Source organism: Pseudoalteromonas haloplanktis ATCC 14393 (assembly GCF_000238355.1).
Lineage (GTDB): Bacteria > Pseudomonadota > Gammaproteobacteria > Enterobacterales > Alteromonadaceae > Pseudoalteromonas > Pseudoalteromonas haloplanktis.
Genome location: NZ_AHCA01000002.1, coordinates 543,446 through 569,128 on the forward strand (window position 1 = coordinate 543,446; position 25,683 = coordinate 569,128).

Below are 25,683 nucleotides of genomic sequence, written 5' to 3' on the forward strand. Positions count from 1 at the left end.
TTAGCGGATCACCTTTGCAATAATTTGCGCTGCTTGAAGTCGAGCTAAACGATCACACTCAAGAATTTCATCAAGCGTGTGTACATCTACATCAACCGTATTTTCCAGTGTTTGCGAATTAACACGGTAGATATCGGTAAAGCCGATTTGCCCTTGTAAAAATGCATTCACAGCAATTTCATTTGCTGCATTAACGGTGGTGGTCGCCCCCTGCCCAGTTTCGCAAGCCGCTATTGCTAGTTGCAAATTAGGATAACGAGCAAAATCAGGTTTGGTAAAGGTAAAATCAGCAAGTTGGGAGAAATCAAGTGGTGTAACACCGGCATCAATACGAGCTGGATAAGCCAATGCATGGGCAATGGGCGTACGCATATCAGGATTGCCCATTTGCGCAAGGACTGAGCCATCTTGGTACTGCACCATAGAGTGGATAATACTTTGCGGGTGGATCACCACATCAATATCTTTCGCTGCACAGTTAAACAGCCACTTGGCTTCTATAAACTCCAAGCCTTTATTCATCATAGTGGCTGAATCAACCGAAATTTTTTGCCCCATTGACCAATTAGGATGCGCAACCGCTTGCGCCACCGTCACATCTTTTAAGGTATCAATATCATGGGTTAAAAATGGCCCGCCAGAGCCAGTAAGTAAAATTTTACTTACGCCGTGTTCATGAAGTTGAGCATTGCCTTTAGAGCCTTGTAGCGCACTTGGCAGGCACTGAAAAATGGCATTATGTTCGCTATCAATGGGTAATAATGTGGCTTTGTGTTGCTTAACTTTATCAATAAACAACTGCCCTGACATAACAAGCGATTCTTTATTGGCCAATAATACTTTTTTTCCGGCCTCTATCGCACTCAGTGTGGGTATCAGTCCTGCTGCACCGACAATCGCGGACATTACCGCATCAACATCTGGATGTGCAGCTAGTTCACTCATTGCAGCAACGCCGCTGCGTACTACTGTTTTACAGCCACTGCCAGATAACAACTGACTTAATTTACCCGCAGCGCTATCGTCTGCCATGACGACAAAACGAGGTTGGTGAGTAATACATAATTGCGCCATTAGCTCGCTATTACCACCTGCGGTAAGCGCAAATACCGAAAATTGTTCTTTATTGCGCGCTACAACATCTAAGGTGCTTAGCCCGATTGAACCGGTTGCACCTAATATCACTAGTTGTTGTTTACAACTCATAGACTCAATGTCCATGCATAACATAAAACAAAAATAGGTGCGGCAGCAGTTAGACTATCAAGGCGGTCTAAAATCCCCCCATGACCCGGTAAACATGAGCCACTGTCTTTAAGGCCGGCCTCGCGTTTAAACATACTTTCAAGTAAGTCACCAATGGCAGAAAATAAGGCGATAAACATAGTCATAATGGCGTAGATTGGCCACACAGACATATCAACATCAGTGAAGTGACAAAATGCTAAGACAAAAATAACGGCTGCAACAACGCCACCAGCAAGGCCTTCAATCGTTTTATTGGGGCTTACTTTAGGCATTAATTTATGTTTACCAAAGTTTTTACCAGTAAAATACGCGCCAATATCTGCACTCCAAACAATCCCTAAAACCACCAAAATGAGCATTGAACCAAAATGAGTCGACTGCTCATAATTAGCACTACGTAGTGTATTTAGCGCAAGCCACAATGGGACTAAGGTAAGAATACCCGCAATAGCACGCATCATAATGCCTTCATTCCATGCTTTAGCCATTGCAGGATAGCGCCACACTAGATATGTCGCGACAATCCACCATGAAAATGACAATGTGAAGATATAATTTGCATCCCCAACCAGCTGCCCATCAGTCCACAACTCATCAATGGGCCAGTGCCAATTAAGCAGCACCAGTAATAAGCCAATAAATAGCACAAACGAAAAACGTTTAACTTTATCGCATAGCCCCATAAATGCAGACCACTCCCATGCGCCTAATAAAACAATCGCGCCGGCAATATAACTAAACAGTGTCAGTGGAGTATAAAAAACCAGTATCAATGCCAAAGGAGCTAGCACTAAAGAGGTTAAAATTCGTTGTTTTAGCAAAGTGTTACCCTTTTAATTAGGTTTCGGCGAGTAATTGTTTTATTTGTTCGCCCGTACAACCAAATCGTCGCTCTCTGGCAACGTAACAAGCGATAGCATCAGCAAAAGCAGCTTCATTGAAGTCAGGCCAAAGCGTATCGGTAAAGTAAAGTTCAGCATAAGCGGCTTGCCATAACAAAAAGTTGCTTATACGTAAATCGCCACCTGTGCGTATTAATAAATCAGGTTCAGCTTGGTCCTGCATACTCATATGTGCAGCTAAGACTTGCTCTGTAATATCATCAGGGTTTATTGCCCCAGCTGCAACTTTTTTGGCTACCTGCTTTGCAGCATTGGTCATATCCCATCGACCACCATAATTTGCAGCCACATTAAGTTGTAAGCCCGTATTATTTGCCGTTAACTCATGTGCAGCATCGACCTTGCTTCGCAAAGCTTCTGAAAAACGAGATAAATCACCAATGATGGTTAACTTTACATTGTTCTTGTGAAGCTTTTTGACTTCTTTACTAAGCACATACAAAAACAACTCCATCAAGGTGCTTACTTCATCTTCGGGGCGATGCCAGTTCTCACTACTAAACGCAAACAGAGTCAATGACTCAATCTTCAATTTAGTACAAAACTGCACAGAGTGGCGAACCGCATCCACGCCTTTTTTATGACCGTATACACGCGGCCTATTTTTGGCTTGTGCCCAACGACCATTGCCATCCATGATTATAGCGACATGCTTGGGTAAACATTGCTGGGAAATTTTATCAGCGTTAAGAACCATAAATATCGAGTATTCCATAAAAAAACGCCGCCTAGTATACCCTAGACGACGTTTCAAAACTAATATATTTCTTAACCCAAGTTCAGGTTATTTAACTGCTTATATTTCCATCAACTCGGCTTCTTTCGCCGCTAATTGAGTATCCATTTCTTTAATGAACTTATCTGTAAGCTTTTGAATTGCATCATCAGATTGACGCGCTTCATCTTCAGAAATTTCTTTATCTTTCAATAAGCTTTTCACATCGCCATTGGCATCACGGCGAATATTACGGATTGCAACACGGCCACTTTCAACTTCGCCACGAACGATTTTAATTAAGTTTTTACGGCGCTCTTCAGTTAGCGGAGGAAGTGGAACGCGGATCACTGAACCTGCTGACATTGGGTTTAAACCAAGATCAGACGCCATAATCGCTTTTTCTACCGCTTGTGCTAGCGACTTATCAAATACACTCAATGCTAAAGTACGAGAGTCTTCAATTGTTACATTGGCAACTTGATTTAATGGCGTTGGTGCACCGTAGTACGGCACCATAATACCATCTAATATTGCCGGATGAGCACGGCCAGTACGGATTTTAGATAATTGACTGCTAAGTGCCGTTACACTTTTCTGCATGCGTTCTGCAGCATCTTTTTGAATATCGTTTATCACGGTTCAATCCTAATCTAGTTAATAACTTCATCTGAGGCTTGTGAAGAAATAAGCGTGCCTTCTTCTTCGCCCATAATTACACGCTTTAATGCGCCTGATTTATTCATATTAAATACGCTCAATGGCATATTATGATCGCGCGCCAATGTGAATGCCGCAAGATCCATTACTTTTAATTCTTTTTCAATGATTTCATTGTAGCTCAAGTGACGGTAAAGTGTCGCCTCTGGATTTTTCACCGGATCATCACTGTAAACACCATCAACTTTGGTTGCTTTGATCACGGTATCCGCTTCAATTTCGATACCACGTAAACACGCTGCTGAATCCGTAGTAAAGAATGGGTTACCCGTACCGGCTGCAAAAATAACAACACGACCCGTTTTTAATAAACTAATTGCTTCGGCCCAGTTGTACGCATCACATACACCATTTAGTGGGATAGCTGACATCAAGCGGCAGTTTACAAATGCACGGTGTAGTGCATCGCGCATAGCAAGCCCGTTCATTACTGTTGCTAACATACCCATGTGGTCGCCAACCACACGATTCATGCCAGCTTCGGCAAGTGAGCCGCCACGTAAGAAGTTACCGCCACCGATAACTAAACCCACTTCTACGTCGAGTTCTACAAGCTCTTTAATTTCTTGCGCCATGCGGTCTAATACTTTTGGGTCGATGCCGAAGCCTTCGTCTCCCATTAGTGCTTCACCGCTTAATTTGAGAAGAACGCGTCTAAAAATAGGTTTACGATTGATAGTCATATATTTGGGCCAACTTTATAAAAAAAGGATAAAAAATAACCGCGCTTATGATTTTCACATAATGAGCGCGGTTATTTTAAAGAATTTTCAGCGATGACGCAAAAGCAAATAACAGATAAATTTCATCTAACTTACTTTTTAGTCAAAGGAAATCGATTTTATTGACCTTTAGCGGCAGCAATCTGCGCAGCTACTTCAGCAGCAAAATCTTCTGTTTTCTTTTCGATACCTTCACCAACTTCTACACGTACGAAGCCAGTAACTGTTGCGTTTTTCTCTTTAAGAATTTCGCCAACAGATTTTTTAGGTTCCATGATGAAAGCTTGACCAGTAAGAGAAACCTCACCAGTGAATTTCTTCATGCGACCAACAACCATTTTCTCAGCGATTTCAGCTGGCTTGCCTTCGTTCATCGCGATATCGATTTGTACTTGCTTTTCTTTTTCAACAACATCAGCAGGTACATCAGCAGGCGTTAGGTATTCTGGGTTTGAAGCAGCAACGTGCATTGCGATGTGCTTAAGTGTTTCTTCATCAGCAACACCCGCAACAACAACACCAATACGCTCACCGTGACGGTACTCAACTAGCGTTTCGCCAGCGATGTACTGTAGACGACGTACATTGATGTTTTCACCAATTTTAGTTACTAGCTCAACACGATCGTCTTCAAACTTAGCTTGTAAGTCTTCGATAGCAATCGTTTCAGCAATAGCAGCGTCAGCAACTTTGTTAGCAAATGCTAAGAAGCTTGCATCTTTTGCTACGAAGTCAGTTTGACAGTTAACTTCTACTAGTACTGCAACACCCGCGTTTTGCTTGATGATGATAGTACCTTCAGCAGCGATGTTACCTGCTTTTTTAGCAGCCTTTGCAGCACCGCTCTTACGCATATTTTCAATCGCTAACTCGATGTCACCATCAGTCTCAGTTAACGCTTTTTTACAATCCATCATGCCAGCGCCTGTGCGCTCGCGTAATTCTTTAACTAGGGCAGTAGTTACAGCCATTAGTAAATCCTCAAATCTGAATACAGGTTTTAGATAAGCGGGTTACCCGCTCTACAAGAATAGCAAGTCTTCACCTAAATTTAGGTGAAGACTTGATGACAGCTAATTACTCAGCTTCTACGAAGTCGTCTTTCTCAGCTTGAGCAACAAGATTGCTCTCACGACCTTCAGTGATTGCTGCTGCAACTGCGCCAGTGTAAAGCTGGATAGCACGGATCGCATCATCGTTACCAGGTACGATGAAATCAACACCGTCTGGGTTAGAGTTAGTATCAACGATCGCTACAACTGGGATACCTAGGTTGTTAGCTTCACGGATAGCGATGTGCTCGTGGTCTGCATCGATAACGAAAAGTGCGTCAGGAAGACCACCCATGTTTTTGATACCGCCAAGGCTCTTCTCAAGCTTTTCCATTTCGCGGTTAAGCATTAACGTTTCTTTCTTAGTTAACTTCTCGAAAGTACCGTCTTGGCTTTGGATTTCAAGGTCTTTAAGACGCTTGATTGATTGACGAACTGTTTTCCAGTTAGTCAACATACCACCTAACCAACGGTGATTTACGTAATACTGATCACTTGCGATCGCTGCATCTTTAACTGCTTCGCTTGCTGCACGCTTAGTACCAACGAAAAGAACTTTACCTTTGTTTGACGCAGCACCAGTTAAAAACTTAAGTGCGTTGTTGAACATTGGTACTGTTTGCTCAAGGTTGATGATATGAACACGGTTACGTGCACCGAAGATGAAAGGCTTCATCTTAGGGTTCCAGTAACGTGCTTGGTGACCGAAGTGAACACCAGCTTGAAGCATATCGCGCATTGAAACGTTTGCCATTTTGTATTTCCTCTGTTTAGTTTAGGGTTAGGCCTCCACATATCCCATAGCACCAACACTGAAGTTAAATGAAACTTCAAATGCACCCAAGTGTATGTGACGATACGTGTGTGTGTTAAAATAAAATTGTGTTTGCCTTAAGTACAAAAAATCATTTAAGAATTTATTTGTAAAAAGACGGCGCGCTTTATACCATATTAAAAACAAATATTCAACGTCGCGCGCAAAAATTGTGCGGCGATAAATGCAATAAAACTCGATAATGGAGCCTCCATGAGCGCTGTGATCAAGACCCCTGAAGAAATAGAGAAAATGCGTATTGCCGGGCGCTTAGCGGCAGAAGTACTCGAAATGATAGAGCCACATGTCGTGCCGGGTGTAACCACTGATGAGTTAAATACAATTTGTCATAATTATATTGTTGATGTACAAAAAGCAATCCCTGCCCCTTTAAATTATCATGGCTTTCCAAAATCAATTTGTACGTCTGTAAACCATGTTATTTGTCACGGTATTCCAAACGACAAACCCTTAAAAAATGGCGACAGCGTCAATATTGATATCACTGTGATCAAAGATGGCTATCATGGCGACACCTCAAAAATGTTTCATGTTGGCACCCCAAACATTCAAGGTAAACGCCTTGCTGAAGTGACCCAGGAGAGCCTTTATTTAGCAATAAAAATGGTAAAACCAGGTGTACGTTTGGGTGATATTGGTGAAGCCATTCAAAAGTATGCAGAAAGCTTTAATTACTCAATTGTTCGTGAATATTGTGGTCACGGCATTGGCGCAGAGTTCCATGAAGAGCCGCAAGTAATGCATTATGGTCGTGCTGGTACTGGTGAAACACTCAAAGCAGGTATGTGTTTAACAATTGAGCCGATGGTTAATGCCGGTAAACGCCAATGTAAACTGCTCAAAGATGACTGGACTGTCGTTACAAAAGACCGCTCTTTGTCAGCGCAGTGGGAACACACACTACTTGTTACTGAAAATGGTGTTGAAATTTTAACGCTCCGATCAGATGATACAATAGACAGGATCATCGAACATTAGGAGCCAGCCCACGTGGCATTACCCAATAAAGTAAAAAAGTTGCTTAGCGATGCTGAGCAACTCACTGATTACCGCGACTGTTCTAATTATTTTTATAAATGGTTACAAAATGAATTTTCAAAGCAACCCGTCGGTAATTTGATTAATGCCCGGGCTGAGTTTATTGACCGCCTGCTGATCAAACTATTTCATGTTTTTGACTTAGCTCATGAACCAGATTTAGCCTTGATCGCTGTTGGCGGTTATGGCCGTGGAGAACTGCACCCTTATTCTGATATTGACTTTTTATTATTAGTAACAGAACAACCGAGCGATGAGGTGTGTGAAAAAATCGGCCAGTTTGTCACTATGCTCTGGGATCTTAATCTGGAGATTGGTCACAGTGTTCGCACCATAGAGCAAGCTATCGAACAAAAACGTGACGATGTCACTTTTGCCACTAGTTTACTTGAAAGCCGCTTACTATTTGGTAATCACATCGAATATGAAAAACTCAAAGCTCATATTCTCGCCACTCCAATTTGGCAGTCAGATGAATTCTTTTTGGCAAAAGTTAACGAGCAACAATTACGCCATAAAAAATGCCACGGCACAGCATACAATCTCGAACCCAATATTAAAGAAAACCCAGGTGGTTTGCGCGATTTACAAACCATTATTTGGGTTGCTAAAAAGCACTTTAGAGCCGAAACACTGCAAGAGCTAATTAGTCACGGCTATTTAACTCATGAAGAGTACCAAGAGCTTTCAGAGTGTTTAGAAAACCTTTGGAATATTCGCTTTGCACTCCATTTAGCCGCAGGGCGTTCTGAAAACCGTTTGCTATTTGATCACCAGCCATTAGCTGCCGATATCCTTGGCTTTGGCAGTGATGGTAAAGCGTCTGTCGAACGTATGATGAAGCGTTTGTTCAGAATTATGAGCCGTGTCCGTGAGCTGAACCAAATGCTGCTGTCGTATTTTGAGCAAAGTATTTTGCCTGAAAGTAACGAACAAGCGGTTATTGAACTTGACCGCAATTTTGAGCGTGTTGGCCATCAGATCCGAGTAAAAAATCCGTCGGTATTTTTTCGCCGTGATCAATTATTTGTGCTGTTTGAACACATTGCAGACAACCCTGAAATCACCCATATTTACCCAAGTACTATTCGAACCATTCGCCAAGTGCGTCGTCGCCTTCTTGGTGATTTACAAGATTATGCAGCCTGTCGAGAAGCGTTTTTACGACTAGTAAAACACCCTAACGGCATGGGCCGTGCATTTACACTTATGCACAAGCATGGCATGTTAGCAGCGTATTTACCGCAGTGGCGTAATATTTTTGGACAAATGCAGTTTGACCTTTTTCATGCCTATACCGTGGATGAGCACACCCATAAACTGATCAATAATATTTATCAGTATTTTGGTAAAGACAACATCGCAGAATTTCCTATTTGTTGTGAAATTGTCACCCGTATGGATAAGCCCGAATTACTTTATTTGGCTGGTATTTTCCACGATATTGCCAAAGGTCGCGGTGGCGATCACTCAGAATTAGGGTCAGTGGATGCGATTGCCTTTGCTAAGTTGCATCGCTTTTCGGCTTCTGATGGAAAACTAATTGCTTGGTTGGTTAGTAATCATTTACTTATGTCTGTGACTGCACAGCGTAAAGATATTAACGACCCTGATGTGATTAAAGACTTTGCCACACGAGTCAAAACAGAGCGTCAGCTTGATTACCTATACTGTTTGACGGTTGCCGACATACGTGCCACCAACGACAACTTGTGGAATGATTGGAAAAACACCCTACTGCGTGAGCTGTATCTACACACCCAGCGCGCTTTGCGGTTAGGGCTTGAAAACCCAATGGATCAGCGCGACCAAATTAGAGACAAAAAGCACCAAGCCAAGCAACGCCTTATCAATAATGGTTATGATGAAAATCAGATTGATTTAATTTGGAGCCGCTTTAAAGCTAATTACTTTACTGCCTTTAGCGAGCAACAATTATCATGGCACACTGAACACTTACTCAACTGTGACGATTTAAGTCAAGCAAGTGTTGCAGTATCTGATACAGCCATGCACGGCGGCACACAAATTTTTGTTTATAGTCCTTACTCTGGTGGTTTATTTGCTCGCTTAGTGAGTGTTATTGGCTCTAAAAAAGCGCAAATTCAACACGCCCAAGTGCTCACCACACGTGACGGCTATGTATTGTTTAGTTTTGTGGTACTTGAAGTCAGTGGCGATCCAATTGCCAGTGCTCAAGCACAATCAATCAAACGGGGTCTTGATCAAGCTCTTGCTGATCCGAAAAAGAAGATTCGCTTTAAAAAGAATCGCTCTCAGCGTTTTAAAGACTTTAATATTAAGCCTAAGATCATTTTACGCCCACACCCGCGTAAAGATCGCAGTTTAATCGAAATTCAAGCGGTGGATATTCCAGGTCTATTAACTAAGATAGCCGAAGTATTCCAAGCGCATTTATTACATATACACGCAGCACGGATCACCACAGTGGGTGAGCGTGCAGAAGATTTCTTCGTGGTATCAAATAACGAATACCAAGCACTTACAGACGAAGAACAAGCCAAAATTCACCAAGCATTGCGTAGAAAACTCAACGCAGAAACCGAATAAGAGGACCTTATGTCAGATTTAAAAACAACGATTGAAAACGCCTGGGATAATCGCGATAGCATTAGCCCAAGCACAGTATCAAGCGACGTAAAACAAGCCATTATCGATGTACTTGAACTACTTGATAGCGGTGCTGCGCGTGTTGCTGAAAAAATCAGTGGTGAATGGGTAGTCCACCAGTGGCTTAAGAAAGCCGTGTTATTGTCGTTTCGCATTCGTGATAATCAACCAATGAACGATGGCGTAAACCAGTTTTACGATAAAGTACCGCTTAAATTTAGCGATTACACGCCGGAACAATTCCAACAAGACGGTATGCGTGTAGTACCAAATGCAGTAGCCCGTAAAGGTAGCTTCGTAGGTAAAAACGTTGTATTGATGCCATCGTATGTAAACATTGGCGCCTACGTTGATGACGGCACCATGGTTGATACCTGGGCCACTGTTGGCTCATGCGCACAAATCGGTAAGAATGTTCACTTATCTGGCGGTGTGGGCATAGGGGGCGTTTTAGAGCCATTACAAGCTAACCCTACTATCATTGAAGACAATTGCTTTATTGGTGCACGTTCTGAAATCGTCGAAGGCGTGGTAGTTGAAGAAGGCGCTGTGATCTCAATGGGCGTTTACATCAGCCAAAGCACGCGTATCTACGACCGCGAAACCGGCGAAATCCACTACGGCCGTGTACCAGCAGGTGCCGTAGTTGTACCTGGTGCACTTCCATCAAAAGACGGTACTCACAGCCTATACGCTGCTATTATCGTGAAAAAAGTTGATCAACAAACCCGCGAAAAAGTGGGGATTAACGCCCTACTACGCTCAATAGACGAATAAGAGCTGTAAGCTTTCAGCCGTCAGCGATCAGCTGATTTGAGTTAATAGCTGGGTTTGAGGACATCACTCCCAGCTATTTTATTTTCACTCAATACTAATTAATGAGTTAAAACCAAATGTTTACTTTTCCCAGTCAGATCACAGATCACTTAACTGACGGCTGACGGCTGACGGCTGACGGCTGACGGCTAAAAATACTCCTCTCTACCATTTCGCATAATGATCTTCGGTAAGTCCCCACTCTCCGTTGAGTGTGATAACTTCATTTTCGAGCGCTATTTGGCCATAAAAGCGGCCGAAGTGTTGCGTGAAATTGCTGGCGACGATGAATAAGTTAGTTTTATCTTGGCGTTTACCTGCAGGTTCAAAGGTGAGATTTATAATGCCGTCGTTTGAACGAAGTTGCCATTGTGTACAATCATTCTTATCGACATAACGCTGAAACTTAAAATCAACCATATCTATTTTAGTTAAAGTGCCATCGAGCCACAGCGCATTTTCAGTAAAACCTGTTTCTACCACTCCGGCAGCAAGGTTTAAACCTAGACGACGGCCATCATCTAAAATACATGCTAAACTTGCCCAATTCCAATAAGTTTCTCGGCGCATAAAGCCTGCGCTCCAATCTACGCTTACCTGTGCTTTTATTTGCTCAAGCTCTATTTTCTTCCCCTGCCATTTTACAATCCCCGAACAAGGCAGTGCAGCGGCTTTTTGGGTAAAATGAAAACCGGTAAATCCTGCTCGTACGCACACTGCAAGAGGATTGTAATTTACTGATTCATTAATGACGGCGTGGATTTTCAAACCGGCTTTTAAATTAACCGTTACTTTACGCTGATGACTGTGTTCACAGCTGATAACGACACTATTTGCGCCCTTATAAAAATGCGCACTGCCAGTGTTTGGTTTGGTATCAATAGCGGTGTTGAAGGCAAGTAAATTGGTAAAACTAAACTCCTCAAACTTCCCAGTATCAGGCTCAAATAGATACACAAAACAGTTACTAGCAATTTTCAAGTCAACGATAGCCAAGCCAATAATAAGTGTGTCACAGGTAAAACTAATAAATTGAAATTGATTAAAATGAAGTTTTTTCGCTAAAGACCCTTTAGGTTTTCCCATACTGTTGCGAAGATCAAAATCCAAATAGTTAATATCGCTAACGCTTTGTGGAAAAATCCCAAACTGTGCTTCTCCATGTTGATCTATCAACTTTTCCATTGTTTTTAAATCCGGTTAATTTTTAGCATTTAGGTATCTACAATTATATTGTGCGCAGTTTTTTATACCCAGTGGAGCAACTAAGCTATGTAGTTTTATCTAATTTGGGTAAAGAAAACAAGCGGCTAAATTAGCCAGCACTCGTTAGATGTAATAAGGTAAGTAAGCATGCTTTAAAGTTAGCTCTCAATATTAAGGATCAATATATGATGAAAAAGACCTTTCGCTCAACTCTTTTGCTGCCTGTATTCTTACCTGCAGTGTTAATCATTTTGTGTTTAGTGCTCGGTACTATTAGTAACCCTGAACTTGCCGGTGAAGCATTTAGTGTTACTTTATCTTGGATAACTGAAACCTTTGGTTGGTTTTATATGCTATCTGTCGCTATTTTTTTGGTATTTATAGTCTCTGTTGCCGCATCAAGTTGGGGCAATATAAAACTTGGCCCAGATCACGCACAGCCCCAATATAGCTTTCCTGAATGGTTTGCCATGCTTTTCTCAGCCGGTTACGGTGTCGCATTACTCTACTTTGGGGTAGCTGAGCCGGTGTTACACTATGCTTCCCCTCCCAGTGGCGCAGCAGAAACCGTCGATGCGGCTAAGCAAGCCATGCAAATAGCATTTTTTCATTGGGGTTTTCATATCTGGGCAATCTACGGCATTGTAGGTTTAGTATTGGCTTATTTTGCTTTTCGCCATGGTCTACCTTTATCTATCCGCTCTGCTTTATACCCATTAATTGGAGATAAAATTCACGGCCCTATAGGTCATACGGTGGATGTATTTGCGATTTTAGGAACCCTATTTGGTATAGCAACCACACTTGGCCTATCAGTCACACAAATTAATGCAGGCTTACATTATCTTTGGCCCAGCATCCCGATAAGTACCACAGTACAAATTATTGCGATTGCTTTGATCACAGCCGCAGCAACACTATCTGTTGTGGCTGGGATGGATAAGGGGGTAAAACGTCTGTCTATTTTAAATATGGTGTTAGCGATCACTTTAATAACGTTTGTCTTTTTTGTCGGTTCAAGTATCCATATTTTAGAGTCATTTTTACAAAATACTGGCAGTTACCTAAATGGTATCGTAGAACGTACTTTTAACTTACAAGCCTATAGCCGCAGTGATTGGATAGGAAATTGGACCTTATTTATCTTCGGCTGGACTATTGCTTGGGCACCATTTGTCGGCATGTTTATCGCAAAAATTAGTCGCGGTCGCACCATTAGACAGTTTGTGGTTGGGGTTATGCTAGTGCCGACGATCTTTACTTTCTTATGGTTCTCTGTTTTTGGTGATACTGCTTTAAATCTCATCATGAATGAAGGCTTTGATACCCTCATTGCTGATGTGCAGGAAAATCATGCCGTCGCGCTCTTTCAACTCTATGAAGCGCTGCCTTGGTCATTCTTTATCTCGCTGTTAACCGTCATTTTAATCATTACGTTCTTTGTCACGTCTTCTGATTCAGGTTCGCTTGTTATAGATTCATTAGCTTCTGGTGGTAGTGTCGATACACCAGCTTGGCAACGTGTTTTTTGGGCTGTACTAGAGGGAACTGTTGCGGCAGTGCTATTAATTGCAGGGGGGTTAAGTGCATTGCAAACCATGACAATCGCCAGTGCGCTGCCCTTTGCGGTAATTATGTTACTAGCAACCGTAGGCCTTTGGCGTGCATTACGAATTGAAGGACACAGAGATAACAGCTTACAAGCACATACTTTGACAAATAAAAACACCGAGCTTTCGCACTGGAAACGACGCTTAGCTGCAATGGTTACATACCCTGAGAAAATTGCTGTGCATGAATTTATAGGCCAGGTTGTCATCAACGCAATGAAATCAGTACAAGCGGAATTAAAAACTCGTCAATGGCAAGCTGTAGTTGAGTTTGACGATGTCATGGGCCGCGCATTTCTAACTGTATTAAGGCATGACCATGTTGACTTTGTGTACGATATTAGACTCACAGAGCATGCGACTCCTAGTTTCGCCTACGCAGAGCTAAAACCCACTAATGATGATCCTCAACTTTACTATCGCGCTGAGGTATTTTTACGTCGTGGGGGTTTATCCTACGACATTTATGGCTTTAATGAAGATGATATTGTTAAAGATATACTTGATCAGTTTGAAAACTACCTGCACTTTTTAGATAACAGCCCAGGTGAACTTCCATGGGACATGGCAAAACACGATGACATGTTAGATACTGATAAAGACTAACTTAACTAACCACGTTTGCAGCTGGCCGTGAGGCAGCTGCATTCAATAACTACATAACGTAGGAATTTAATTCTCACAACTATACCCTGTTAAGTCCACCCGCTTAATTTGATCGCCTTTACCAGCATAATCATTATGCTTAATCACTAACGTATTATCTTTTACGCTAAAACTAAAATGCCCTAACCAATCGAGAGTCACTATAGGGTTTAAAGTATAAAAGCCATATTCATCTGTGCACTGATATGAGAAATAATGGGTAGCCTTACCGAATGCGCCAATATCAGAGGTATATACACTGATATTGTCCTGTTGTTGATAGTTGTTCGCTTGGGTGCCAAGCACCAGATATAAAGCACTTATAATCGCCAACACGATAAACTGCACACCTGCCACTATAAAAATGAGGCTATCAAGCAGTTTGTGATACCACGATCTAGCTTGTTGTTGATGTTGCAGATCTTGCTTTACTAATAAAAAACCGCCAATAGTCACCAGCAATAATTTAACGGGTATCAAATAGGCGCTGAACAAGTACATGGTTTTTGCATTGTGCCATTGCAGACCAAAAGCGGGGGGTATAAATAAGCTGTCTAGCAGCGGCAACATAATCAATAGGTACGCGATAATGAGTTTTTTACGTTTTAGCATTTATTAGTGATGGCAATTCATGATGTGCTTGAGTGTACAAATAATAACGGTCAATAAAAAGCCCGCTAGCGTAAACTTAACGGGCATATCAACTTAAATATACTTAATGCTGATCAGTCATCTTCAACGTTATCTAAGCCTTTAGTGCCGTCTTTGGCTTTTAGTTTATGATGGATAGCTGACTTTATCAGCATATAGCCGCTGATCGGGGCAGTAATTAGCAAGAAGATGGTGATCAATAGCTCTTTCACACTAATACCATCTTGTGCATTACTAAAAAACACCATAGCGGCAATCAGCACGCCAGCCATTCCTAAGGTGGTGGCTTTGGTTGGTCCATGCAAACGCATAAAAAAATCAGGCATCTTAATTAACCCAATCGAACCAATTAAGATAAAGGCACCACCAATAAGCAATAAAATAGACACTAGCCATTCACTGTACATATGTACTCCCTTATTCGATGATATCGCCACGTAGCAAATATTTACATACCGCTACGGTGCTAACAAAACCAAGCATTGCAATTAACAACGCGGCTTCAAAATACAGCCCTGTCCCCATGCTCATACCGTACAAAATGATCAATGCAATGGTATTTATATACATAGTATCAAGCGCTAGAATTCTATCGGGCACCGAAGGACCAACCACTAAACGCCACAAATTAAGTAACAGTGATAGGCCAATCATAGCAAAGACGATTAAAAAAACCGTTTCTAACATTGAAAGATCTCCTTGAGTGGGGCTTCATAGCGCTGTTTGATGGTATTGATCAATGCTTGTTCATCATCTAAATCTAATACATGAATTAATAAGTAGCGCTCTGTTGGCTCTTCACCTGGCGGTAATGACTCTGGTATAGGGTAAACTTCAGCACTCACTGTACCTGGTGTCAATGATACTGTACTCGCCAAAATAGTGATCGGCATTGCGTGAGTTAGATCGAGTGGAACCTTCACAAATGCCGGACGCAGCTTTTTAACCGGTCCTAAAATTAGCAGTGCAACTTGTAAATTTGCCGTAATAATATCAAACAACACTATTAAAAACTGTTTAACTGCTAACCCAGGTTTAATGATCAGCGGCTGTGGCTCACGAAATGGAAAGGTGATCACAGGGATAAAAAAGGCAAACAGTACGGCCAAAATAATATGACCTGGCGATACACTGTTATTTAACAGTAACCACACAACAAAGAGTAATAAACTACGAAATGGTGTAGGTAACCAACGAAAACGGGATTCTAAACGCATTATAAGCCTCCCTTAAGAACAGTATTTATACCAGCCGATATATCATGTAGTTGGGTCGCAGCCGCTATCATATATTCGGAAATTGGCCCCGCAAAAATAACCATTAATGGCGAACATGCTAATAAACCAATTACAGCAATAACTTGCATTGGTTTAGCGTGCTCTTCTTCAAGGTGATCACGACCTTGGTGCTTACGCTCCCAAAATAAACTAGTACCTGCCCGAGAAAGCGCAACCAATAATGCAAAGCTGGCAATCAAATACACTGGCCAAAAAATCAGTGCACGCTCACTATCAAGGGTAATTTTTAAAATCCAAATTTTACCAACAAACCCTGAGAGCGGCGGCATGCCAACCACAGCTAAAGCGGCAACAATAAAGCAGCTACCTAGTAAAATAGGTTGTGCAACCCCACGCCCAGGAGCTAAACGATCCGCCACTTTGCCACGCTGGTGAGCAATGAGATCTGCTAATAAGAATAACGCCGCACATATAATGGTTGAATGAACTAAGTAGTATAACAAGGCAGCCGTTGCACTCACATGCTGAATCGCTACTAAGGCAACTAAAGTACCCACTGAAACCACAACTAGATTCGCGGTTAGCTTACGTAAATCTTGTGCCGCAAGTACACCTATAGCACCAATTATGATTGTGGCTATTGCTAAGCCCCACAGCCAAGGCTGTGCCATATGATTCAATAAGCCTGCTTGCTCACCAAATATAACCGTATACACTCGTAGCATGGCGTACACACCTACTTTTGTCATAATCGCAAACAGAGCTGCGACCACCGGCATAGCACTGGCATAGGTATTTGGTAACCACAGATGCAAAGGTAATAGCGCGCCTTTTAGAGCAAAGACAACCAAAAGTAATAAGCCGCCTATTTTCGCAAGGTATACGTCATCACCTTGTAGCTGCGATACTTTGAGTGCCATATCAGCAATATTCAAGGTGCCTAATACGCCATATAGAATACCCAGCGCAATCAAAAATACACTTGAGCCAATCAAATTTAATATTACGTATTGTAATGCGGCACGTGTTTTATGTTTATCTCCTGCATGCATCAATAACGAATATGAAGCGATTAATAGCACTTCAAAGAATACAAACAGGTTAAATAAATCGCCCGTTAAAAATGCACCATTTACACCTAGCACTAAAAAATGTACTAACGGGTGAAAAAAACTGCCTTTCTCATCATCGCCAACACTACTATAAAGCACTACAACCAAAGCTAAAAATGACGTTAAAGCAACCAGTAATACTGACAACAAATCAGCAACTAAAACAATACCGTACGGGGCTTGCCAATCACCAATAGCATAGACCATGGGACCTGAGCTATATACATGGACCAGTAACACAGCACTGATACAGGCAGTAATAATCGACATCACAGTCGACACGACACGACGAATAGGAATACTTTTACCGCATGGCGGTAATAGCAACAATATCCCTGCTAGCATTGGAATTAGGATGGGTAATGAAGCCAAGTGCTGAATCATTTGTGCTCCTTGCTATTGGTTTTCACAAGGTGACCATCAACATGATCATTACCCAAATCCGCACGACCTCGAATAGCTAAAATCACCACGAAGGCCGTCATTGCAAAGCCAATCACGATTGCCGTTAATACTAACGCTTGTGGTAGAGGATCAGCATAATCAGCACCAGTACCAAGCACTACAGCCTTATTAATTGTGAGCCGTCCTGCTGAAAATAAAAATAAATTTACTGCATAGGAAATCATCGTCAATCCCAATACGACAGGGAAAGTACGCGCCCTTAGAAGTAAATAAATACCACACGTCACTAATACACCAACGCACGATGCGTATAACAGTTCCATTAAATATTGACCTCTTCTTTAGCTGCATCAGCAGTGAGCTTACCAAGACTTGCTAAAATCATTAAGGTTGCACCAACTACGGTTAAGTACACGCCCAAATCAAATACGATGGCACTGGCAAGCTCCGTTTTACCCACGAATGGAATATCAAAGTAATCAAACCATGTTGTTAAGAACGGTCTGCCAAATGCCCAACTGCCTAAACCTGTAAACATGGCAATAGCGATACCTGAGGCAATAATCTTGCGATAGTTGACATCAAAACGAGAGGTGATCCACACCGAGCCACGGGCCATATACTGTAAAATAAACGCAATTGACGTTACTAAGCCCGCAATGAAACCACCTCCAGGCAAGTTATGTCCGCGTAAGAATATATAAGCCGATACCAGTAAGGCTAATGGTAATAAGCTTTGCGAGATACTTGAAAGTAGTATTGGATAGCGTTCACGAGCCCACGGACGCCCTTCACTATCACTTGCAGGCATGAACAGTGGTAAATTAGCAAGTAACTTATATATACCTAATGCAGCGATACCTAATACGGTGATCTCTCCTAGCGTGTCGAAGCCCCTAAAATCAACCAAGATAACGTTAACCACATTGGTACCCCCCCCACCTGTTTTGGCGTTAGCAACAAAGAAGTCGGAAATAGATTCAAGCGGACGGGTAAGCAGCGCATAACAAATACTCGCAACGACCACTCCCACTGCTGAGGCAATACCTAAATCACGTAAAATGCGTAAAGAGCTCGACTCTTTTGGTGTACGTTGCGGTAAGAAAAACAATGCCAGCATTAGCAATATTACCGTCACAACTTCCACAGTTAATTGTGTTAATGCCAAGTCAGGCGCAGAAAAGCGAGTAAAGGCAACCGACACCATTAAGCCCACAATTGATATCATCAATAGCGATACCATACGAGAGCGATGCCAAATTACAGTGCTAATCGCACCTATTATTAATAAGCCCGCGCCAATACCATTATGGAAGTCAATAGGCGTGCGAGGTGCTGTTCCCGCCAGCGCCCCCATTTCAAATAGCGGCCAACCTGCACATAATAAAACAACACCGAGCATAATGACGATGTAACGCTGTAATGAACCATTTTCCGTACTGCGGATCTTCTCTTGGCTCCATTTGATAACAATATAAAGCACTCTTTCAAAGGTCTTTTTAGCATTCAATGTTGGTAATGATGCTTGAAATTGAAACAAGTGCTTACGTTGAATGTAAATAAACACACCACAACACGTTGCTAAAAAGCTCATTAGTAGAGGTAAGTTAAAGCCATGCCAAATTGACAATTTAAACTCAGGCGTTGCATCCCCTAATACAGCCAACGATGCCGCAGATAAGATGCCATCGACAACAAAATTAGGGAACATACCAACGAGCAAACATAACACCACTAAGATTTCGATTGGCACACGCATATAACGCGGCGGCTCGTGGGGTGTTTTCGGTAAATCAATTGGGTCACCATTAAAGAAGACATCATGGATAAAGCGTGCTGAATAAGCCACTGAAAAAGCCGCTGCCAGAGTCGCTAATACGGGGATCAACCATGACATTGAGCCAAGCACTTGTTGGTGCAAGGTTTCAGCAAAAAACATTTCTTTTGATAAGAAACCATTTAGCAATGGCACCCCTGCCATAGCGGCCGCAGCAACCATTGCAAGGGTTGCCGTGTAAGGCATAAAACGCCACATACCATTGAGTTTTCGCATATCACGCGTGCCGGTTTCATGATCAATAATACCGGTCGCCATAAATAAAGAGGCTTTGAATGTGGCATGGTTAATAATATGGAAAATCGCAGCGACGGTAGCAAGTTCGGTATCCAAACCAAGTAATAAAGTGATCAACCCGAGGTGACTAATGGTTGAATACGCTAACAAGCCTTTTAAATCATGCTTAAATAATGCGATGTATGCGCCAACTAATAAGGTGGTTAAACCTGTCATGGCGACTAAAATAAACCAAGTATCATTTCCTGCTAGCGCAGGGTGGAAACGCGCCAGTAAAAATATTCCCGCTTTCACCATAGTTGCTGAATGTAAATAAGCACTAACCGGTGTTGGCGCAGCCATAGCATGTGGTAACCAAAAATGAAATGGGAACTGCGCTGACTTAGTAAAGGCACCTAATAACATCAGCACTAAAGCGAATTCAAACAGTTCGTGTGATTGGATCAGCGCACGACTTGCTAAAATCACATCAAGATTGTAACTACCAACAATGTCTCCGATCAATAACAAACCACCGAGTAACGCTAAGCCGCCAGCACCAGTAACTGCCAGTGCCATACGAGCACCTTTACGGGCTTCAGATTTATGCCACCAATAGCTAATAAGTAAGAAAGAACTAATACTGGTGAGTTCCCAGAAAAACCATAATTGAATAACGTTATTCGACATCACAATACCAAGCATTGCTGTCATAAATAGCATCAAATAACTATAGAGTTTTGCCATTGAGTCTTTCGTACTCAAATAGTAACGAGTATAAAAGATAACCAGTAAGCCGATCCCTAAGATCATAAAAATAAACAATAAGCTTAAGCCATCTAAGCGTAAAGCAATGTCTATTCCTAATGCCGGTATCCATTGTGCAGTAAAACGGAGCGTTTCACCCGCTAAAATCGTAGGCGCATGATAAATAGTGATTGCTAACGCACACAACGGTGCCAGCATAGTTAAGCTCGTAGATTGATTACGAGTCAATTTTCCGGTGCAGGAAGAAATAACACTGCCAATTAAGGATAACAAGGGTATCCAGAGCAAAGTCATAATGAGAAACCTTTTGAAGTCATAAGAGTATCAATACACTGCTAGTTAGTTTTAGTTTAGTACTGGTCATTGAGATGGTTTAATTTTAGCTTTAAAAAACACATATAGTGGTTATAGTTATACTGATCAGGGACGATTTTGTCTATAGTTAGCCCTCCTACCTGCTGCTATTTTGTACTAATTTAACGCTGATTTCATATTATTCACAACTTTACTCAGCAATATTTTTATTTGTCATTTTGGTGATAAAGTCCATAGCAGGTTCCATTTGTTGAAAATAGTCAGCAAAGCGCACCGGCTGATAATGCGGCTCATTGATCTTTTGCAACCATAACTGTTGATATTGTTCAGAAAGTGGCAATATTTGATATTGCATAATTGACCAGTCAGCACTGGGTTTATAAGCTTTACTTCCCCTTTGACAACTAGCACTTAAAGTCCAGCCCTTGGGCGGAGCCACACCATTGGCAATAAACAAATTAGGTGCAACTAAGCCTCGCTGATCACACAACCATGCTTGTTTTGCTGCTGGCAACACGTATTCATCTTCAAAGCCATTAAAGTGCATCAACTCATGCAAAAATAATCCGTAGTGGCTCGTTGAGTTTAAGTGCATTATTCCCCCTTGCACATTACCAAAGCCTGTCGCGGTCATCATTACAATAAAGTCAAAGCCTGCTGGCCATGTTTTATCCGCAATGAAAGGGTGCCAATTACAGCGAGCAGCGGCGTCAGGCTGCTGCTGGCAATCTATTGTATTTCCTAAATAAATGGGTTTACTAAAACAAAAACTTGCGGCTCTAGGCTGCGGGTGTTGCCGATACCGTTGTGATAGTGCATTCAGTTGACGCAGCCCTAGACGGTGATCTGTCATCATCAGTACATTATACTGACACTGAGGCATTGCTTGAAGTTGTGAAAAATCCAACAAAAACCCTTCATCATTAGCAAAACCTTGCTCTATTCGTCGCGGTGACGCACTGCGATGCAATTTTAAATGCTCAGCCACATCGCCAGCAGGTAAAAGTTGTTGTTCGTTTAAATACTCTAAATCTTCCCAACGCTCAAAGCGAAATAACGAAGCACTGAGCTGGCGGCGTTGTTCAATACCTTGCTGATCAACACTGGCACGCCAAAACGGCATTGCTGCGTCAGCTTCTTTATTGTTTAACAATCGTAATGCCCATGCAAACTGAGCATCAACCACTTGATTTAAGGCTAGCTGGTATAAATGAGGATCAGGTAAGTTATTTAATTGCGCATTAAAATCGGCAATAAAACCATAATAATTGAGTAAAATAGACTTTGGGGAGTGTTGGGCATGCCAAAAAGCAACATCGCGATGCTGATTTACTGAGCTTGATAAGCAACCAACTGTCAGTATAACAGCAACGCTAACAAAGTATTTAACTGGCGTTTTCACCAGCCATTAACTCAAGCTCTAAGCGAGCATATTTATATTCCACAAACTCATGAACATTAGTCGCAAGCGCTAAACGAAAAAAGTCAGCCGCTTGGTAATCTAGGCCTTTTGCTTGGTACATTTTTGCAAGATAAAAATACGCTTCACATAGGCGTTGTGCATACTCTTGCTCAGTTGATACACCTTCACTAATGCTAGCTAAAAAAGCCCCCTCACTCAAATCACCCATATACAAAGAGATTAACCCATATGCCCATTGGCTATCGTCAAGGCCTTGCGCATTGGCTTTTAAAGCAGATAAAGCTTGCACAGGGTCAGCATCGGCTTGCGCTAAGTAGAGCCACAATACTCGGTATGGATCACTCGGAGAGCGAGCTAGAAACTCTTCAAGATCAGCCGCTGCAAGGTTTGGCCTATCACCATAGTAAAGTGCTATCCCCCGATTTAAATAAGCATATTCGTGTTGCTCATTCAGCTCTAAGGCTGAATCAAAAAACTCATAAGCTTTTTCATATTGCTGCATCAACGTGTGATGAATACCTAAAAAATTATACACTTCAGCTAGATCTGGCTTCAATTGCACTGCACGATTAAAATCAATCCGTGCCAAGGTTGACATTCCTAAGCTATCAAATAAGACACCACGATCATAATACAGTTTTGCTTGTTGATCTGGCGCTAAATCGGCACGGTTCAACAACTCAGAATAACGCGCTATTGCAATTTCACTACGAAAATCAGAAGGTAATGGTGCAGTAAAAGGCACATTCACAATTGCTGTTGGTTGTGCTTGCGAAGTAGATTGACAGGCGCTTAAAGACAAAATAACTAACGATGCCAAGGCTATGTGTTTAAGTATCATTAAAATCCTTTATACCAAGATAAGTAGCAAACAGATAAGACAAGTGCTATCCACAGAGGTTTCATTAAAGCATAAAAAAAGAGGCTATACAGCCCCTTTTTATGTTATCCAGTAATTAACTGAATTAAATATCAACAATTAAGCGTCTGTTGGTGCGTCAGCTGCTGGTGCTGCTGGTGCTGCTGATTCCATTGCTTCTTTGATACTTAAACGTACGCGACCCTGACGGTCTACTTCAAGTACTTTAACTTTCACTTCTTGACCTTCAGATAAATGATCTGTCACGGTATTAACACGCTCAGTGCTAATTTGTGAAATATGTACTAGACCATCTTTACCTGGCAAGATATTAACAAACGCACCAAAATCTACGATACGTACAACCTTACCTGTGTAGATAGTGCCTACTTCAAGCTCAGCCGTTAACTGCTCAATACGTGTTATTGCATCTTGTGCACTCATACCATCAGTTGCTGCAATTTTGATTGTACCATCATCTTCGATTTCAATCGTAGTGCCTGTTTCTTCAGTAAGTTGACGAATTGTTGCGCCGCCTTTACCGATAACTTCTGCGATTTTCTTCGGTGGGATCTTCATAGTATAAATGCGAGGAGCAAACTGAGATAGCTCTTCAGAAGGCGCAGCAATTGCTTCGTCCATTACACCTAGAATATGTAAACGGGCAGCTTTTGCTTGCTTAAGTGCAATTTGCATGATTTCTTGCGTGATACCTTCAATCTTGATATCCATTTGTAGTGCCGTGATACCGTTTGATGTACCCGCTACTTTAAAGTCCATATCACCTAAGTGATCTTCATCGCCTAAGATGTCAGAAAGAACAACGAACTTCTCGTCTTCTTTAACTAGACCCATCGCGATACCCGCAACAGACGCTTTAATTGGCACACCGGCGTTCATAAGTGCTAAAGAAGTACCACAAACAGATGCCATTGAAGATGAACCATTTGATTCAGTGATTTCAGATACAACACGGATTGAGTAAGGGAACTCAGTTAGTGTTGGCATTACAGCTTGGATACCACGCTTAGCTAAGTTACCGTGACCGATTTCACGACGCTTAGGAGAACCTACAAAACCTGTTTCACCTACGCAGAACGGAGGGAAATTGTAGTTAAGCATAAAGTGATTTTTATGTGTGCCAGTTAAATCGTCGATTAACTGTGAATCACGTTCTGTACCAAGTGTTGCAGTAACAAGCGCTTGTGTTTCACCACGTGTAAAGATTGCTGAGCCGTGAGTACGCGGTAATACGCCTGTCATTACATCTAATGCACGGATCATGTCTGGTTCACGACCATCGATACGCTTCTCGCCCGCTGTAATGCGGCCACGTACAATTTTCTTCTCAAGTGAACCGAATACTTTACCTACTTCTTGCTTATCAAGCGTTTCGTCTTCTGCAAGTTCAGCTGTAAGTGCTTCAACAACCGCGTCTTTCGCTGCCGTTAATGCTTCTTTACGTGCCACTTTATCAGTAATGCGGTAAGCTTCGCCTACTTTTTCTGATGCAAGTTGAGCTACTTTATCTTCAAGAGCTACATTTTTCTCAGGAGCAGTCCAATCCCAAGTAGGCTTGCCTGCTTCTGCTTTGAATTCATTGATTGCGTTGATAATAGCTTGAGATTGCTCATGACCATATACAACCGCACCTAGCATCACGTCTTCTGCAAGTACGTCTGCTTCTGACTCAACCATAAGTACTGCGTTATCAGTACCTGCAACAACTAAATCAAGTTGGCTTTCTTCAAGCTCTTTTAGTGTTGGGTTAAGTACATATTCACCATTGATGTAACCTACACGCGCTGCACCGATTGGGCCACTGAAAGGGATACCAGAGATAGCAAGTGCTGCTGAAGTACCAATCATCGCAACCATATCAGGTTGGATTTCAGGGTTTACAGAAACAACAGTCGCAATAACTTGTACTTCATTTACGAAACCATTTGGGAAAAGTGGACGAATTGGACGGTCAATAAGACGTGCAATCAGTGTTTCGCCATCGTTAGGACGACCTTCGCGCTTTAAAAAGCCACCAGGAATACGACCCGCAGCGTACATACGCTCTTGGTAGTTAACTGTTAATGGGAAAAAGTCTTGGCCTGGTTGTGCTTCACGCTTACCAACAACTGTTACTAATACTGATGTGTCGCCAATGCTTGCTAGTACTGCGCCGTCTGCTTGACGAGCGATTGCACCTGTTTCTAGGGTAACGGTGTGTTGACCTAGTTGAAATTCTTTAATAATTGCTTGCACTTAAAATAATCCTTAAATGTATTTTATAAGTCATCATCAAGGTACCAATTACAGTACATAATTGTATTCATTTGGAAATCAATTAAGTACTACAATTGGCAATGATGTAAGTAACCATAGATAAACCTTTTTATCTACGCGCAGTAGTATATAACAAAGTCAGGTAAAAATGCGAGTCTACGGCCTAGATAATCACAGCCACTTTAGCCGCAACTATGAGCGCTTTGTATTTCGAGTACGTTTGCCGATTAACTTAACTATCTACCCTTTCTAGCGGGTTAAATAAAGCGCTAACTGCGTTATACCAATCGACTTAAATATTTAACCATTCTAGCGGGCTAAATAAAGCGCTAACTGCGTTATAAATTTTTCATGTAGAACAACTACATGTCAAAATTTATGCCTTGTTATCACTCCATTTATCTGTCGCTATAAATGGTCAGTAACTTAACACGATTGGTAT

At 41.9% G+C, this 25,683-nt stretch carries 22 protein-coding genes; 4 read left to right on the top strand and 18 right to left on the bottom strand.

Annotated elements, in window-relative coordinates:
- From ispC to rpsB, 7 genes are all read right to left on the bottom strand, one after another.
- Nucleotides 1-1,206 (bottom strand): 1-deoxy-D-xylulose-5-phosphate reductoisomerase, encoded by a 1,206-nt coding sequence (ispC, locus tag PHAL_RS0106575; RefSeq protein ID WP_016707637.1) that lies wholly within the window; start codon nt 1,204-1,206, stop codon nt 1-3.
- Complete coding sequence (locus PHAL_RS0106580; RefSeq protein ID WP_016707638.1) at nt 1,203-2,069, bottom strand: phosphatidate cytidylyltransferase; 867 nt, start codon at nt 2,067-2,069, stop codon at nt 1,203-1,205. Before PHAL_RS0106580 ends, ispC begins: the two co-directional genes overlap by 4 nt.
- Nucleotides 2,070-2,085: 16 nt before the next feature.
- Nucleotides 2,086-2,865, bottom strand: a complete 780-nt coding sequence (locus PHAL_RS0106585; RefSeq protein WP_016707639.1) for an isoprenyl transferase — start codon at nt 2,863-2,865, stop codon at nt 2,086-2,088.
- Between the two features lie 81 nt (nt 2,866-2,946).
- Nucleotides 2,947-3,468, bottom strand: a complete 522-nt coding sequence (gene frr, locus PHAL_RS0106590) for a ribosome recycling factor (protein WP_374954830.1) — start codon at nt 3,466-3,468, stop codon at nt 2,947-2,949.
- Nucleotides 3,469-3,518: 50 nt separating this feature from the next.
- A complete protein-coding gene (pyrH, locus tag PHAL_RS0106595) occupies nt 3,519-4,268 on the bottom strand; it encodes a UMP kinase (RefSeq protein WP_016707641.1) in 750 nt (249 codons plus the stop codon).
- 158 nt (nt 4,269-4,426) lie between these two features.
- Nucleotides 4,427-5,278 (bottom strand): translation elongation factor Ts, encoded by an 852-nt coding sequence (gene tsf / locus PHAL_RS0106600; protein ID WP_016707642.1) that lies wholly within the window; start codon nt 5,276-5,278, stop codon nt 4,427-4,429.
- Between the two features lie 106 nt (nt 5,279-5,384).
- Nucleotides 5,385-6,113, bottom strand: coding sequence for a 30S ribosomal protein S2 (rpsB, locus tag PHAL_RS0106605; protein WP_016707643.1), 729 nt, complete (start codon nt 6,111-6,113; stop codon nt 5,385-5,387).
- Nucleotides 6,114-6,386: 273 nt separating this feature from the next.
- Between rpsB and map the strand changes: the two genes are divergently transcribed.
- From map to dapD, 3 genes are read left to right on the top strand one after another with little or no spacing between them, the layout of a single operon-like run.
- Nucleotides 6,387-7,172: a type I methionyl aminopeptidase gene (gene map, locus PHAL_RS0106610; protein ID WP_016707644.1), complete on the top strand. Its 786-nt coding sequence runs from the start codon at nt 6,387-6,389 to the stop codon at nt 7,170-7,172.
- A 12-nt stretch (nt 7,173-7,184) separates the two neighbouring features.
- The gene (glnD, locus tag PHAL_RS0106615; RefSeq protein ID WP_016707645.1) at nt 7,185-9,803 is read left to right on the top strand and encodes a [protein-PII] uridylyltransferase; all 2,619 of its coding nucleotides are present in this window, start codon (nt 7,185-7,187) and stop codon (nt 9,801-9,803) included.
- A 9-nt stretch (nt 9,804-9,812) separates the two neighbouring features.
- On the top strand, nt 9,813-10,640 hold the full coding sequence (gene dapD / locus PHAL_RS0106620) for a 2,3,4,5-tetrahydropyridine-2,6-dicarboxylate N-succinyltransferase (protein ID WP_016707646.1): 828 nt from the start codon (nt 9,813-9,815) through the stop codon (nt 10,638-10,640).
- A gap of 204 nt (nt 10,641-10,844) precedes the next feature.
- On the opposite strand, the gene PHAL_RS0106625 is transcribed toward dapD, so the two are convergent.
- Entirely contained in the window at nt 10,845-11,864 is a 1,020-nt protein-coding gene (locus PHAL_RS0106625) for a DUF2804 domain-containing protein (protein WP_016707647.1), read from the bottom strand.
- Nucleotides 11,865-12,070: 206 nt separating this feature from the next.
- Between PHAL_RS0106625 and PHAL_RS0106630 the strand changes: the two genes are divergently transcribed.
- Nucleotides 12,071-14,101, top strand: coding sequence for a BCCT family transporter (locus PHAL_RS0106630; protein ID WP_016707648.1), 2,031 nt, complete (start codon nt 12,071-12,073; stop codon nt 14,099-14,101).
- 66 nt (nt 14,102-14,167) lie between these two features.
- On the opposite strand, the gene PHAL_RS0106635 is transcribed toward PHAL_RS0106630, so the two are convergent.
- The 10 genes from PHAL_RS0106635 to pnp all read right to left on the bottom strand — a co-directional run bounded on the left by PHAL_RS0106635 (nt 14,168) and on the right by pnp (nt 25,220).
- Complete coding sequence (locus tag PHAL_RS0106635; RefSeq protein WP_016707649.1) at nt 14,168-14,752, bottom strand: hypothetical protein; 585 nt, start codon at nt 14,750-14,752, stop codon at nt 14,168-14,170.
- 113 nt (nt 14,753-14,865) lie between these two features.
- Nucleotides 14,866-15,198, bottom strand: a complete 333-nt coding sequence (locus tag PHAL_RS0106640; protein ID WP_016707650.1) for a Na+/H+ antiporter subunit G — start codon at nt 15,196-15,198, stop codon at nt 14,866-14,868.
- A 10-nt stretch (nt 15,199-15,208) separates the two neighbouring features.
- A complete protein-coding gene (locus tag PHAL_RS0106645; protein WP_016707651.1) occupies nt 15,209-15,478 on the bottom strand; it encodes a K+/H+ antiporter subunit F in 270 nt (89 codons plus the stop codon).
- Nucleotides 15,472-16,008, bottom strand: a complete 537-nt coding sequence (locus PHAL_RS0106650; protein ID WP_016707652.1) for a Na+/H+ antiporter subunit E — start codon at nt 16,006-16,008, stop codon at nt 15,472-15,474. The genes PHAL_RS0106645 and PHAL_RS0106650 overlap by 7 nt, the downstream gene beginning before the upstream one ends.
- Entirely contained in the window at nt 16,008-17,525 is a 1,518-nt protein-coding gene (locus PHAL_RS0106655; RefSeq protein ID WP_016707653.1) for a monovalent cation/H+ antiporter subunit D, read from the bottom strand. The genes PHAL_RS0106650 and PHAL_RS0106655 overlap by 1 nt, the downstream gene beginning before the upstream one ends.
- Nucleotides 17,522-17,869, bottom strand: coding sequence for a Na+/H+ antiporter subunit C (locus tag PHAL_RS0106660; RefSeq protein WP_016707654.1), 348 nt, complete (start codon nt 17,867-17,869; stop codon nt 17,522-17,524). Before PHAL_RS0106660 ends, PHAL_RS0106655 begins: the two co-directional genes overlap by 4 nt.
- The gene (locus tag PHAL_RS0106665) at nt 17,869-20,661 is read right to left on the bottom strand and encodes a monovalent cation/H+ antiporter subunit A (RefSeq protein WP_016707655.1); all 2,793 of its coding nucleotides are present in this window, start codon (nt 20,659-20,661) and stop codon (nt 17,869-17,871) included. The genes PHAL_RS0106660 and PHAL_RS0106665 overlap by 1 nt, the downstream gene beginning before the upstream one ends.
- 211 nt (nt 20,662-20,872) lie before the next feature.
- The gene (locus PHAL_RS22830) at nt 20,873-22,084 is read right to left on the bottom strand and encodes a hypothetical protein (RefSeq protein WP_016707656.1); all 1,212 of its coding nucleotides are present in this window, start codon (nt 22,082-22,084) and stop codon (nt 20,873-20,875) included.
- On the bottom strand, nt 22,068-22,946 hold the full coding sequence (nlpI, locus tag PHAL_RS0106675; RefSeq protein ID WP_016707657.1) for a lipoprotein NlpI: 879 nt from the start codon (nt 22,944-22,946) through the stop codon (nt 22,068-22,070). The genes PHAL_RS22830 and nlpI overlap by 17 nt, the downstream gene beginning before the upstream one ends.
- A gap of 138 nt (nt 22,947-23,084) precedes the next feature.
- Nucleotides 23,085-25,220, bottom strand: a complete 2,136-nt coding sequence (pnp, locus tag PHAL_RS0106680) for a polyribonucleotide nucleotidyltransferase (RefSeq protein ID WP_016707658.1) — start codon at nt 25,218-25,220, stop codon at nt 23,085-23,087.
- Nucleotides 25,221-25,683: the final 463 nt, after the last annotated feature.

Excerpts from the sequence above, each read along its gene's own strand:
- map (WP_016707644.1), top strand. The coding sequence starts at position 6,387 with ATGAGCGCTGTGATCAAGACCCCTGAAGAAATAGAGAAAATGCGTATT.
- PHAL_RS0106585 (WP_016707639.1), bottom strand. The coding sequence starts at position 2,865 with ATGGAATACTCGATATTTATGGTTCTTAACGCTGATAAAATTTCCCAG.
- frr (WP_374954830.1), bottom strand. The coding sequence starts at position 3,468 with ATGCAGAAAAGTGTAACGGCACTTAGCAGTCAATTATCTAAAATCCGT.
- PHAL_RS0106650 (WP_016707652.1), bottom strand. The coding sequence starts at position 16,008 with ATGCGTTTAGAATCCCGTTTTCGTTGGTTACCTACACCATTTCGTAGT.
- rpsB (WP_016707643.1), bottom strand. The coding sequence starts at position 6,113 with ATGGCAAACGTTTCAATGCGCGATATGCTTCAAGCTGGTGTTCACTTC.
- tsf (WP_016707642.1), bottom strand. The coding sequence starts at position 5,278 with ATGGCTGTAACTACTGCCCTAGTTAAAGAATTACGCGAGCGCACAGGC.
- ispC (WP_016707637.1), bottom strand. The coding sequence starts at position 1,206 with ATGAGTTGTAAACAACAACTAGTGATATTAGGTGCAACCGGTTCAATC.
- PHAL_RS0106660 (WP_016707654.1), bottom strand. The coding sequence starts at position 17,869 with ATGGAACTGTTATACGCATCGTGCGTTGGTGTATTAGTGACGTGTGGT.
- PHAL_RS0106630 (WP_016707648.1), top strand. The coding sequence starts at position 12,071 with ATGATGAAAAAGACCTTTCGCTCAACTCTTTTGCTGCCTGTATTCTTA.
- PHAL_RS0106665 (WP_016707655.1), bottom strand. The coding sequence starts at position 20,661 with ATGACTTTGCTCTGGATACCCTTGTTATCCTTAATTGGCAGTGTTATT.
- pyrH (WP_016707641.1), bottom strand. The coding sequence starts at position 4,268 with ATGACTATCAATCGTAAACCTATTTTTAGACGCGTTCTTCTCAAATTA.
- nlpI (WP_016707657.1), bottom strand. The coding sequence starts at position 22,946 with ATGATACTTAAACACATAGCCTTGGCATCGTTAGTTATTTTGTCTTTA.
- PHAL_RS0106640 (WP_016707650.1), bottom strand. The coding sequence starts at position 15,198 with ATGTACAGTGAATGGCTAGTGTCTATTTTATTGCTTATTGGTGGTGCC.
- PHAL_RS0106655 (WP_016707653.1), bottom strand. The coding sequence starts at position 17,525 with ATGATTCAGCACTTGGCTTCATTACCCATCCTAATTCCAATGCTAGCA.
- PHAL_RS0106635 (WP_016707649.1), bottom strand. The coding sequence starts at position 14,752 with ATGCTAAAACGTAAAAAACTCATTATCGCGTACCTATTGATTATGTTG.
- PHAL_RS0106625 (WP_016707647.1), bottom strand. The coding sequence starts at position 11,864 with ATGGAAAAGTTGATAGATCAACATGGAGAAGCACAGTTTGGGATTTTT.
- PHAL_RS0106645 (WP_016707651.1), bottom strand. The coding sequence starts at position 15,478 with ATGTTAGAAACGGTTTTTTTAATCGTCTTTGCTATGATTGGCCTATCA.
- dapD (WP_016707646.1), top strand. The coding sequence starts at position 9,813 with ATGTCAGATTTAAAAACAACGATTGAAAACGCCTGGGATAATCGCGAT.